We start from the raw sequence: 12,523 nt of genomic DNA, 5'->3' as shown, positions 1-12,523 counted from the left end.
AGGGGGTTGCTTTAAGTTGGGATGGCTTTGCGTCTGTAGCCCCGATCGGAGCCGAAACGGTCGGGGACGCCTAGTCGGGGACGCCTAGTCGGGGATGCCTAGTCGGGGATGCCGGAGCCATTCCATGAAAATAAGTTAGTGCAAATCCATTAATGAAAAGCCAGATACAAACTAACCATAACGATGATGAGCGAAAGCCAGGCGGTCCAGACGCGGCGGGTGGGTTTTACGATAGCTACATTTGTTGCAGCAGGTACGTAGACAGATGGATTCCGATCCAGCAATGAGATCAGAACCGCCATAACGAGAAGGGCCGAAAAGATGAAAAACGACAGTAACAGATAGTGCGGCCAGAACGGGTACTTGTCGGGCGGAAACACCCACAGATACAGCACACCAACCCCCAGGCTGAAGGCCGAACCGGCAGATAGCACCGTGTTTACCGCACTGCGACTGGTGCGTTTCCAGAAAACCGTCAGCAGGAAAACAACCGACAGGGGCGGGGCAATGAACCCGAGCACCGACTGGAACACATCGAACAGGTTTAGCCCTTTGATGCTATCAATCGCCAGCGCCATCAGCACCGCAAACAGACAGCCAACCACCACCGTGATCCGCCCCATCCTGATCAGTTCCTGATTGGTGGCCGTGGGGTTGATCTGTCGGGCATATACGTCCATCGTAAATACTGTACTCAGCGAATTCAGCGACGAACCGATCGTGCCGACGAGTACCGCAATCAGGACTACGATGACCAGGCCGTTCATACCGGGTGGAAACAGGTTCGTCACCATGGTCATGTACGCTTCAGCCGGATCTTTCAGGTTGGGGTAGAGAATGAAACACAGTATGCCCGGCAGAATGAACAGGGGGAGCGACAGGATTTTAAGCCAGCCTATGAAGTTGACACCCAGTTGCCCCTGCTCCAGATTGCGCGCGCCCAACACCGACTGCACCATCGCCTGGTCGGTACAGAAAAAGGCAATGGCCGCCACCGGATAACCGAGCAGAATGGCGGGCCAGGGGTATTTGGTATCGCTGGCCGGATGAATCAGGCTCCAGTAATCAGCAGGGGCTTTCTGAATGACGGTGTCGAGGCCACCTGCTTTATTGATGCCTAGAACGGTCAGCGTCAGCGAAACGCCGATGAGCAGGATCATCTGGAACACGTTGACGCGGGCAATAGCTTTCAGACCACCCGTGTAGGCGAACAGGCCGGCAAACAGCACCAGCACAATGACCGACTCCCACATCGGAATGCCCAGAATTTGCCGAACCAGAAACCCACCGGCAAACAACCCGAGCGATAGCCACGAGATCAGGATCTTAATGAGTGCGTACCACGCCAGAATTGTCTGGGTCGATTCGCCGTAGCGTTGTCCCATAAACTCAGGCATGGTTGATACGTTGGCGGCCAGGTACTTAGGTGCGAACACAATGGCCAGCAGAAAGAGGAAAACGAAGGCGTACCAGTCGAAATTGATCGCCACGATGCCGGTGCTGTAGCCGATACTGGCAAACGCGAGCAGCATGGACGGCCCCACGTTGGTGCCCCACATATTGAACCCGATACTCGACCAGCCCAGCGATTTGTTCGCCAGAAACAGCGTTTCATCCGAAGCGCCTTTCTTCGGTATACTGGCCCGATAGCCAATCACGGCCAGCGCGACGAGGTAGGCCAGAACGATACCGTAATCAAGGGCGGTTAAGCGGTCGGTGATGTTGGTCATAGGGGGCAATGAACAATGGACGATGGGTCATTTTTTGTCATACCGACGGAAGGAGGGACGACAAAATCGTGCACTATGGCATTCATTCTCACACTAATCCATGCTCGCGGAGGACATCCTGAATTTTCACGGGCAGGCCGGTTTGCAGTGATTTGTCCATTGATTGAAGCAGGGCCACGGTGCCGATGCCCTCGCGGATATCGGGGTAGGCTATCTGGCCCGATTCGAGGCAGGTGGCGAAATAGTCGAGGTAATTCTGATACTCGCCGGCGTGGTGACTTTTGCCTTCAAACCGGAAATAGTGCTTCAGCTTATGCTCCCACGTCTGCACCAGTTCCTCGCCGGAATTGGTCGTAATGGCGTAGCGAAGATCCATGTAATCGGCCTGGCTACAGCCCTCGGTTCCGCGCAGAATACAGCTCATTTCCGAGTCGCGCACCACGGGTTGTACCGGGCCGGTATATGCGCCGCTCACCCGGGCAATCCGTCCGTCGGTGGCTTTAAAAATGAAGTGCATCGTGTCGGCGTTTTTCAACCCACCTTTCCGGCCGTTGGCGCTGAGCATACCGTAGCCCATCACCTCTTCAATGTTGGGCAGGTACCAGCGGATGAAATCGACCGGGTGACTCAGGCCACCATAAAGCCACTTAAATTCGTTTTCCAGCGACCAGCCCTTGTCGAGGAACCAGCGGTGGTCGGCGTGGTAATAGCCTTCGATCGTGATCAGTTCGCCTATGAGGCCCTTTTCGTAGTCGGCACGCTGCTTTTTCATTGGCTCGAAAAAGCGCGAACTTTGCCCCACAAACACCTTTTTGCCTGTCTGCTCGCTAAGGTCGATCAGCTCTCTGGCCGTCGACAGGTCATCGATAAACGGTTTTGTACAGACTACATGCTTACCATGCAGCAAGGCCTGTTTGGTATGCTCGGCGTGGAATTTGTCGGGCGTGTAAATCGCGATGACGTCGATCGTCGGGTCGTCTAGCAGGTCCTGATAATTGGTCGTGAATCGGTGAAAATCGAACTCCTTGGCGCGTTGCTGACACAACTCGAGTTTCTGGTCGCAAATGCAGACCAGTTCGTAATTCGGACTCGCTGACGCCGCCGACATGGTGCTGCGTCCTTCGCCCAATCCTAAAATGCCTAATCGTAACATAGAGATAAGTGGATGTTGGATTGGGGCTATCGGATTTGGGATTTATTGTTTACAATAAAGCAATTCTGGCGTAAGTAATAAATCCCAAATCCGATATCCCCAATCCGACATTCCATTAGTTAACTGGTTTCAAATTCACCCATGTTTCGCCGGGTTTTGTGCCGGGGATTCCTTCCTGATATTTCTTCATCAGTGCATTCCACTCGTCGACGCGGGGATTATTTTCGGTTGTTTTCGGATTAAGTTTATCAAGACTTTCGCCTTTGGGAATACTGATGACGAGCATCAGTTGACGCCCGTTTCGGTACAGCAGCAATTGCTGAAAATCGGCGTTGCAGAAACCGTTCGACAGTTCAGGCCATTTCTCGAACTGCGTGGCGTGGTGGGCCAGATACTCGTGCTGACGTGCAGGGTCAGCCACCAGGTTCGCGGTCAGGATCGTGTGGTTCCATTCGCCAGTAACCGGCCCGGTGCTGCACCGGGAGCGGTTAAACTCGAAGAACAGGTCATAGTAGGTCTTCACCTGCGCCGTTGGAAACGCAGTTTTCAGGCGCTCGCTCAGCACAAATACATCCTGCACTTTATCGAAAATGACGTAATGATTGTCCCACTGGTAGAGCGATGCCTCACTGACCTTGCTTTTTGCCAGTACGGCTTTCATCTGCTGCAGATCCAGCGGGTGACCTGGTTTCGCTACTAATTCCACAATCACCGGATTCTCCTTGTTGATGCGCCAGGCCGGGTCAGGAGCCGTTTTGTCACCTAGCAGATGACCATACGACGGCTCAAGTCCGGCTTTTGCTTTCAGGCTATCAGCAACCTGCGGGCCGTTGTTGGCCCAGACGTTGTTGGGACCGTTCGCATTTTGCAGGTATTTCTCTGAGGGCGTCCAGTTGTCGCGGACCGTGAAAAACGAGGAACCTTCGTCGGTGTAGAGGTAAAACCAGTGGGCTGGCAGGTGCGCGTATGGCGCGTTGTACACACTATCGATCACGTTCCCGGCGATGATTGAACCCGGTTGGGCAGAGAGTGTGTAGATCGCTGCTGCATCGTACAGATGCTTGGCGAAATGATGAATCCGGTTCGCCACCACCCGGTTATTACGCATCACATTGACCGTCGGCGTCCAGCCCCAGCCCATGCTGATGCCACTATACGACACGTTGCTGATATCGTTATGCTCGATGGCAATGCCCCGAACGTACCCAGCACCGATGCCTACGCAGCCCCAATCTTCGTTGGTGACGTTGGTAATCAGGTTATTACGAATGGTCAGATTACTGCACACATCACGCTCGTCGGTGGGGTTATAGGGCAGGTGAATCTCAGTGGCTTCGTCGGAGAAAACGCCCGCCTGAATACCCGTGCCGCCAATATCGCTGAATACGTTCCCTTGAATCTGGTTGTCCTGAACGCCCCGGTGATAATCGAGGCCGGTAGACGCCAGGTGGGTAAACCGGCAATTTGAAAAACCGGTATGGTTGGCAAACGACACCTCGACCGCCGCCGCCGGACGGCCCACCCACGCCTGATTCTCGAGCGTCTTTTTATCGGGCGTTCCCGGCGTTTTTAGTTTGTAGGCATCCAGCATGTACAGCCCTACCTGGTGCGGTACGTGCCCCTGTTGCGACGGACGTACCCAGCCCGTATGCTGAAACGCGATGCCCCTGAACTGCACGTTCGAGACCGGGTGGTCGGGCGTGCCGGTAATCTGCACCAGCGTTTCGAGCGATGGCGCGATGACTGTCGACGTTGCCAGGTTTTCGCCGGGGCGGGGAATGTAATAGAGTTTCTGCGCTTTCGTATCCAGAAACCATTCGCCGGGTTCGTTCAGAAACTGGATGGCATTGGCCAGGTAAAAGGCCGAGTTACCCGTTTCTTTCGAGAGCCAGGGCGCTGGCCACGGGTGCTCTGACTGAATACGGCTTTCGGGTTGATGAAACGATAGTTTTGCGCTATCTCCCCGAATGTCAATGTGCTTTACGCGTAGATTGGCAATGGCCCACCACTGGTGAATCAGCATTTCCAGGCCTGCCGCTTTCGATAAGTCACCGGCTTTTGGCGCGGGAATCCAGCACGTCTGTTCTGCCCTGTTCCACGACAGTATTCGGTTCATCAGCGGATAGGGCGTGTCTTTGGCGCGGGTTGCTTTCTGGCCATTGACCCACAGTTGCCGGAACGTCAGCAGCCGACCACCTGCCATCGGTGCGTCGGCCACCCATACGTTGCCGATTGCTTCGTTGGGTAAGCCCGGAACGGTACCTTTTAGCTTTTGCCAGCCAGCAACCGGAACGCCGCCGCTCAACACCGGCCGCTCATCGGGAGCTGATTCAATTATTGTCGGATTCGCCAACGTACCCGAGTCTTCAGGTCGAATGAATACCGGTTCGTTGAGCAGATATAAGCCGTTGCGCAGATAAATATGCGCTCCTCCAGCTATGCTTGGGTCGGCTAGTCGTCGAAGTTCGCGCACTTTCCGCAACGCCATCTGTAGGCTGGCCAGCGGTTTTTCTTTCGTTCCCGCATTGGCATCTGACCCATCAACCGCCACCCAGCATTGAGCCTGTTGCGCAACGGTGACCGTGCCGAGAAGGAGTAGTAGAAGTGTAGCTAAGGTTCGGTTCATGGTTGGGGTTGTTGGTGGTGGTTGTGTACGTCGTTGTCACTCGCCACAGGCGAGCGACAACGAGTATGCGAAGCAATCAAGCGTCAGTAACACGCTGCGTCAGCTCCATTCACTTACCGGAAAAATCAAAATAGAGCGTCAGCACTTTGGCGCGGGCGGGTTCTTTTTCGTAGTCGTAAAAGATATTTTTCATGCCCATCGGGCCGGTGGTTTCGTTGCGCTGCGTTTTTGAACCGATGCTGCTGATGCCCTGCATGAACGAGATATCGCCGCTCGGGAAAATGGGTTCGTAATTGTGCCATTGGTCTGTTTTCCAGGCGGGTGTAAACAGCCGGAAAAACACATCTTCATCCTCGGTAGCCACGGTAAACGGCTGCCCTTTCGTCTCGAACCGACACCAGTACATGTTGGCGTGGTAGCCCTTGAACTCAGGATAGATGAATGGAAATTCGCCGGTTTCGGTGGTGTTATACGCTTTCGCCCACAGACCAAACGCACCCCCTTTCAGGCGGTTTTTCCAGACCCGATAAGGGCCTTTACCAACCCACGTTACGCCGTTCATCTGCGACTCGGGGAACGAGAAATTAACCCCTACCAACGTCGTGAAATAGCCGTCGGGGAAGTAACGTACCTGCATCTTCACCCAGCCCGACGGATAAATCGTCCATTGGAGCGTGTTGTAGCCTGATTTGCGGTCGAAGGTCGATTCGATAATGATGGTCTGTCCATCGATCCGCTTGCTGAAACCGCCGAAATTGTTGACGCCTTCCTGCAAGACCGGGCCGTTGGTAAGCGGAATGATCCCGTTTCCGTTAGAGACCTGTTTCAGCATGCCCGTCTTCCGGCTGAACGAGAGTTGAACGCCGCTGGCCTTCACCGTATACAGCGAGTCAGTCTCAGACGCTGCCAACGTACCTGAACCAGTCGATTTGACAATCGTTGCCGCCAATTTCTTCGGCAGTGAGATTGGGAAACTCCAGGTGAACAACTCCCGCTTGAACGGATCGGTGGCAGTGATGTAGATGAAATCGTAGTCGCGCCAGTTGGCCGGGAGGGTTGCCTGTAACGTGCCTTTTTCCAGCGGTTTCAGGCTCGGTGCCGCCACCGGAAAAGTGACCGATGTTGACCTGACGGCTTCGTATGGCCCGCTCACTTTTACCAGCTTCCCGGAAAATGAACATTGATTCACGTTGGTGAAATGGTATCGATTTTCGACCGGGAAACTGCCGTCAAACGTCTGGGTAATCTCTCGCCTTTCGACGTGAATGGGCGACCACACTTCTTTCACCGTAAAATAACTGCCTTCCTTTTCGCGATACGGTCCCACAATGCCATCGGCCCCCCGGTTGCCGTCGGTGTCGATAAATTCCGACCCGTCTGGTCGGCGTTTGTCTGTTCGTACTACGCCCTCATCCGAAAAATCCCAGAGAAAACCGCCCGCCGCCAGTGGGTCATGCCACATCGATTCCCAGTAGTCTTCGAGGCCGGCACCGTGTCCACCATCGTATAGGCCGTGCAGGAATTCGGTCGGTAGCGTCATCGAATGGCCGTGGTTGTAGTTGCCGATACCGTAGTTGAACTCGCGGTAATGCTGCGTGTCGAACCCGCCGAAATCCTCCCAGGCGTGCAGCACGTGCCGTTTCTGAATGTCTTCCCTGGCAAACAGCGGGTCGAGCTCGGTGTTGTGCCCGCCTTCGTTCCCGTTGATCCAGACAATGACCGACGGATGGTTTACGTCGTGCGTAATGAGTTCTCGGAGCAGCTTTGTACCGGTCGGTGTGTCGTAATGGCCGTGCCAGCCCGCCAGTTCGTCGAACACAAACAGGCCGAGCGAGTCGCAGACGTCGAGAAAATGATCGTCGGGCGGGTAATGCGACATCCGGACGGCGTTCATGTTCATGTCTTTCATCAGGTTCACGTCCAGAATGCTCAGGCCCTTGCTCAACGCCCGCCCCGACGACGGCCAGAACGAATGCCGGTTCACGCCCTTAAGTTTGACTTTCGTGCCGTTTACATAGATGCCATCCCGCTGCTTTATCTCCACCGTTCGGAACCCAAATGCCTTTGTCAACGTGTGAACGGGTTTGCCAGCCTGAAGCAATCTGAATACAACCTTGTATCGGGTAGGCGTTTCGGGCGTCCAGCGTAACGGGTTGGTCAACTGACTGGTGAGCGTTACCGACTTACTACCGCCGCTCAGTTTCGCGCTGACCAACGTACCTACTTTCTGCCCGGCCATGGTGTAGAGCTGCGCCGTCACCTGATTGGCGCTGGCCGTGTTGAGTTGAAGTTGAGCCGTAAATGATCCGTCTGCTTTGGCATCAATGGCTACGTGTCCAATGTGCTCAGCGGGAAGAACCTCCAGATACACCGGCCGGAAAATGCCCCCGAAAATCCAGAAATCGCCTTTGCGCTCGGCTTCATTCACCGAACTGTTCAACGAGTGTTTCGATACCGTAGCTTCCAGCAAATTCCCCGCGCCGTAGTTGAGCAGTTCCGATACATCGTAGCTAAAGGCGTAATACGATCCCTGATGCGTTGCCCCCGCCGATTTACCGTTGATTTTCACGTCGGTATCGGTCATGGCGCCTTCAAAAACGAGGTTAATCCGTTTTCCTTTCCAGGCAGCCGGCACCTGAAAGTCATGCTTATACAAACCCTGCTCTTTCCCCCGCGAACTGTCTTTGGCAAAGCCATAATTGTACTTGCCAAACCCCTGCAACTCCCAGTTTGAGGGCACCGGAATGGTTGTCCACTTCCCTGAATTTTGCCCGGCCGTGCAATAGAATGACCAGTTTACGGTATGGTCATTGCCGGTGCCCGACAGATAACGCCGTTCTGTCTGCTGCGCCGTCGCCAGCTGGGCCAGGAAGAGGAGTGAGCAAAAAAGGGAGAGGGTTTTAGGGTTCATTCGTTGTGTTGGTGGGTTTGGGGAGGTGCTGTATGTTGAAATTGATTATGTGTATTGCTTCGCGCTTGCGGCCCTTCGACTAGCTCAGGGTGACAAGACACATCCGAATGTGCCTGACGACCTTGAGTGGGAGTGGTCCGCCACCCCGGTGTCACCCTGAGCTAGTCGAAGGGCCGCAAGCGCGGAGACATCACACGTCAGCATACACGCACTACTCCTTCAGCAAACCCGTTAAAACGCGCTTTTTAACCTTGAAAATGGTGCCATGTTTATGCCCTTCAGGCACCGACGTTTGGGCCGAGACATCGGTGAATGTTTTAAAATCCTGAGTCTTCACGGCGCCGTATTTTTTATCCTGATACGAGTCGAAATAGATCAGCCAGTCTTTGCCCACGTTGGCTACGGATGGCCCTTCGGTGAACTTCTTCGTGAAGGGTGCCGACACGTTCGTATAAGGCCCGATGGCGCTATGGCCAAACGCTACTTTGATGTTGCGTTCCGGGCGAGTGTTGTCTTTCAGAACCAGCACATAATCAGCCGGTTTGCGCTTTACAATAACGGCGTCGATCACACTGAATTTTGGGTCCAGGAACAGCTTCGTGGGGGCGAAGGTCTGGAAGTCTTTCGTAATCGTGTAGTACATCCGGTGGTTGTTGGTTTCCTCTTCAATACCCCGCTCGAACCGGTTCGGGATGGTTGATGCCCAGATGAGTACGAACTGATCGGCTTCATCGTCGTAAAAAAGTTCGGGAGCCCACACGTTCACGGTAGTTGGCTCATGCTCCATCACAGGGATAAACTGCTGTTGGGTCCAGTGAATCAGGTCGTTGGAACTGGCGTAGCCAAATCCTTTATCCCCTTTCCAACTGCTGGTCCAGACGAGGTGGAACGTACCGTCTTTCCCCTGGGCAACAGACGGATCGCGCATTACTTTCTGGGTGCCGATCTCGGGCTTCAGGTACGTTCGGTTCAGGTCTGTCCAGTGGTAACCATCGTGGCTGTACAGCAGCCGCAGCCCCTCGGTGGCGGGTTCATGGAAAGACGTAAACAGGTAAACCGGCTTCGAGCACGAACTGAGGCCGATCAGCAGGGCGAAGGCGAAGACGAACCGGCTCATTTCTGCTGGAGAACTAACACCCAGTCGTTGCCCGCTTCAGGCTCGGCGGGTGGGTTGAATTCTGTCACGCCCGTGTTGGCCACGTCGCCAATGACCGTTGATTTACCGTCGCGCGGGTTGAACCAGGAGGCAGCTACGCTGGAGCCCGGAATCTTACCCATGTGCAGCTTGAACGTCCGCCCCGTGTAGGTGTAGACCAGGGCATATCCGGCACCCCGGCTGGCCACCAGATACTCGTACCGGCTGCCCTGGTCGGCAATCATCGACTGGTCGGGAATGCGGTCGAAGAAGGAGTGGGCGAGCATCAGGTTTTTCAGGTGAATCATCTGGCCGGCACCAGGCGCATCGATGGCCCTATCCCAGGTTTCGATTGGGCCGAACGACGTTTTGGTGTCGCCTTTCTTGTACATCTGCATCACCGAATTGTGCCCGTAGGTATAGCCAAAGGCCCCGGCCAGTACCGACCAGTAGCCGTACCGGCGAACCTCATCGGCTGTCCAGCGGGGGAGGGTCGTATCGTGTAAGCCGTGCGGAATACCTTCGTAGGAAGGCTCGGCGTCGATGGTTGGTTTGGCGGGCGTACGGGCCAGGTCGGCCTGAATGTAGCGCCAGTTATCTTCGCCGTAATGCCATTTTTCGTTGGCCGAGGTATCCTGCGCGTAGGTACGATGACCCGACTGTGCCATGTTGAAATCGAGCCAGTCTTCCGTATGAAACCACTCTGACGACGACGTGCGTCCGCGTGGGTGAAAGGTGATCAGGTGTGTCGAATCGAGCTGGTTGATGGTGCGGCCAATCGTTTTCCAGACGGCCATTGAGTCGCTGCCTTTGATGTCGCCACCGTTGAGCCAGATTATGTTGGGGCGGTTTTTATAGCGCTCGGCCAGGAAGCTGGCGTAGGTGGCCGCCTGCTGCTGATCCACGCCGCCGTTCTTCACGTTTCCGCCCCAAACCGGCACCAGCGCCATGTAGATACCTTTCTCGGCTGCCTTGTCGACCACAAAATCGACATGATCCCAGAAGTCATACTCGGCGGCATTGCTGAACGACGAACCGGCAGTGACGGCGGGCGTTGCCACGTTTTTATGGATGAGCGCCGAGTCGCCATACATGTTGGTAACCGACAGGGTGTGCAGCACCATCACCTGAATCACATTGAAGCCTTTCTGTTTCCGGTTCTCCAGGTACGTCTCGACCTCTTCGCGGGTGAGGCGGCTGAAGAGTAGCCAGCCGGTATCGCCGAGCCAGAAAAACGGCTTATCCGCACCACTACCACTGGCCAGGTAGCGCCCATTTCCGGTAACCGTCAGTTGTTGTGAATCTACCACCTTCCCGGTGGTGCTGCAGGCGATCAGCGTGGCTAGGGAACAGACAAAAAAGAGGGTTCTTGACAGCGTATGATTTGGCATAGACAAAGAATGAAGTTTTTCGACGCGATACTGTGTATGATTTTTTCGGCGATATGTATGATTTTATCAATCACGCGCTGGCCCAAACTGAACATCCCGAAAGGGTGAACTTTCGGGATGCCGGAACTCAGTGAGGTGACGTCTGTTGGCTCAATAGCCCGGATTCTGGACGATTGCGTCGTTTTGTAGCCGAACGATCTGCGGAATGGGCAGCAACTGCTTGGCCTGGGTAATGGGTTTGCCTTTCGCGCTCAGTACGGCAACTGCCCGGTTGGTGCGTTTCAGATCGAAGAAGCGCTGGAACTCGATGGCCAGCTCAACGCGGCGCTCGTGTTCAATTGCCAGATCGAGCGTCGGGTACTTGGCCGCTGGGTACGTTGGTGTGCCAAACGCAGGTACGTTGGCGCGGGTACGTACCTGGTTCAGGTACGTTACATCGCCGGTGGCTTCGGCCAGCATCAGCAACACATCGGCGTAACGCATCACCATGAAATTGTTGTTCGACAGGGAGACACCGTTGACGATAGTAGCGCCGGTATGCGTCCATTTGATCGGGAATTTCTGGGGCGTAAACGTTGTGCCGCTGGTGTAGCCGGGCGAAATGGTCAGGTCGCGGCGGGGGTCGCCCGTTTCATACTCGTTGTAGAGATCGTCGGTAATCTGGTTCATGCCCGTACCGATAAAGCCCAGCCCGGCCGTAACGGGGTAGTAGGTCTGATAATAGCGACTGAACGGGGCGGCGGCACTACCGCCCAGATACTGAATCTCGAAGATGGATTCTTTGGTGTTCTTCACGGTTGGTCCCCAGAGACTGGCGTAGGTGGGTAGTAGCGAATACTGGTTGCTGGCAACAACCTCCTTCAATACGGTGGCCGCCGACGCTTTATCACCCATTGCCAGGTACACCTTTCCAAGCAGCGTCTGTGCGGCACCCTTGGAGGCCCGGCCGGTAATGGTCACCGCCGAGGCCAACGGTAGTTTCTGAATGGCAAACAGGAGGTCGGTTTTGATCTGGTCATAGACCGCCGATTGGGGAGCGCGCAATACGTTGTAGCTTTCCTCGCCGGTGAGCGGGGTGGTCACGATGGGTACGTCGCCCCAGGTCTGTACCATGTCGAAGTAGTAGAGTGCGCGCAGGAACATCATCTGAGCCTTCACGCCATCTTTATAGGTAGCGTCGAGGCTGGCCCCGTCAATCTTGTTCAGAACGATATTGGCGTTGAAAATAGCCTTGTAATAGTCTTGCCAGAACTGATAAACGACCGTATTGGTGGTCGATAGGGTCAGGTCTTTAAACTGCCATTTGTCGGCCTGTATACCTGCAATATTATACACGATGGCGTTGTCGCTCATTTGCTCGTTCACGTACGACATGGCCCCCTCGGGGTGATAGATCACGTACAGAGACGAGTAGGCGGCATTGACGGCCAGTTCAAAATCATCGGTCGATTTGAAGTTATCGGCCGTGGGGTTGGAAATCGGTTTGAGTTCCAGAAACGTTTCTTTGCATCCTGTGGCTGCCAGGCAGATACAGGCGATGGTTAGCAACTGTTTTATCGTTTTCATGGTCTTTTCAG

Annotated in this window: 7 protein-coding genes; all 7 read right to left on the bottom strand. The window is 54.8% G+C overall.

What is annotated here, in order from left to right; translation table 11 throughout:
* Nucleotides 1-149 precede the first annotated feature (149 nt).
* The 7 genes from J2I46_RS04875 to J2I46_RS04845 all read right to left on the bottom strand — a co-directional run bounded on the left by J2I46_RS04875 (nucleotide 150) and on the right by J2I46_RS04845 (nucleotide 12,512).
* Entirely contained in the window at nucleotides 150-1,730 is a 1,581-nt protein-coding gene (locus J2I46_RS04875) for a sodium:solute symporter family transporter (RefSeq protein ID WP_207327798.1), read from the bottom strand.
* A gap of 88 nt (nucleotides 1,731-1,818) precedes the next feature.
* Complete coding sequence (locus J2I46_RS04870) at nucleotides 1,819-2,883, bottom strand: Gfo/Idh/MocA family protein (RefSeq protein ID WP_207327797.1); 1,065 nt, start codon at nucleotides 2,881-2,883, stop codon at nucleotides 1,819-1,821.
* Between the two features lie 115 nt (nucleotides 2,884-2,998).
* Nucleotides 2,999-5,509, bottom strand: coding sequence for an L-rhamnose mutarotase (locus tag J2I46_RS04865; RefSeq protein ID WP_207327796.1), 2,511 nt, complete (start codon nucleotides 5,507-5,509; stop codon nucleotides 2,999-3,001).
* 109 nt (nucleotides 5,510-5,618) lie between these two features.
* The gene (locus tag J2I46_RS04860; RefSeq protein ID WP_207327795.1) at nucleotides 5,619-8,420 is read right to left on the bottom strand and encodes a glycoside hydrolase family 2 TIM barrel-domain containing protein; all 2,802 of its coding nucleotides are present in this window, start codon (nucleotides 8,418-8,420) and stop codon (nucleotides 5,619-5,621) included.
* A gap of 211 nt (nucleotides 8,421-8,631) precedes the next feature.
* Nucleotides 8,632-9,537 carry a glycoside hydrolase family 43 protein gene (locus J2I46_RS04855; protein ID WP_207327794.1) on the bottom strand — a complete coding sequence of 302 codons (906 nt, stop codon included), beginning with the start codon at nucleotides 9,535-9,537 and terminating at the stop codon, nucleotides 8,632-8,634.
* Nucleotides 9,534-10,946, bottom strand: a complete 1,413-nt coding sequence (locus tag J2I46_RS04850; RefSeq protein ID WP_207327793.1) for a glycoside hydrolase family 140 protein — start codon at nucleotides 10,944-10,946, stop codon at nucleotides 9,534-9,536. The genes J2I46_RS04855 and J2I46_RS04850 overlap by 4 nt, the downstream gene beginning before the upstream one ends.
* 150 nt (nucleotides 10,947-11,096) lie before the next feature.
* Nucleotides 11,097-12,512 carry a RagB/SusD family nutrient uptake outer membrane protein gene (locus J2I46_RS04845; RefSeq protein WP_207327792.1) on the bottom strand — a complete coding sequence of 472 codons (1,416 nt, stop codon included), beginning with the start codon at nucleotides 12,510-12,512 and terminating at the stop codon, nucleotides 11,097-11,099.
* Nucleotides 12,513-12,523: the final 11 nt, after the last annotated feature.

This window comes from Fibrella forsythiae (genome assembly GCF_017353175.1).
Classification (GTDB): domain Bacteria; phylum Bacteroidota; class Bacteroidia; order Cytophagales; family Spirosomataceae; genus Fibrella; species Fibrella forsythiae.
The sequence above is the reverse complement of the archived record's forward strand: the minus strand, read 5'-3'. Positions and strand labels throughout refer to the sequence as shown.

Bases quoted from the DNA above. Each gene is read 5' to 3' on its own strand.
- J2I46_RS04875 (WP_207327798.1), bottom strand. From the start codon at position 1,730: ATGACCAACATCACCGACCGCTTAACCGCCCTTGATTACGGTATCGTT.
- J2I46_RS04845 (WP_207327792.1), bottom strand. From the start codon at position 12,512: ATGAAAACGATAAAACAGTTGCTAACCATCGCCTGTATCTGCCTGGCA.
- J2I46_RS04865 (WP_207327796.1), bottom strand. From the start codon at position 5,509: ATGAACCGAACCTTAGCTACACTTCTACTACTCCTTCTCGGCACGGTC.
- J2I46_RS04860 (WP_207327795.1), bottom strand. From the start codon at position 8,420: ATGAACCCTAAAACCCTCTCCCTTTTTTGCTCACTCCTCTTCCTGGCC.
- J2I46_RS04870 (WP_207327797.1), bottom strand. From the start codon at position 2,883: ATGTTACGATTAGGCATTTTAGGATTGGGCGAAGGACGCAGCACCATG.
- J2I46_RS04850 (WP_207327793.1), bottom strand. From the start codon at position 10,946: ATGCCAAATCATACGCTGTCAAGAACCCTCTTTTTTGTCTGTTCCCTA.
- J2I46_RS04855 (WP_207327794.1), bottom strand. From the start codon at position 9,537: ATGAGCCGGTTCGTCTTCGCCTTCGCCCTGCTGATCGGCCTCAGTTCG.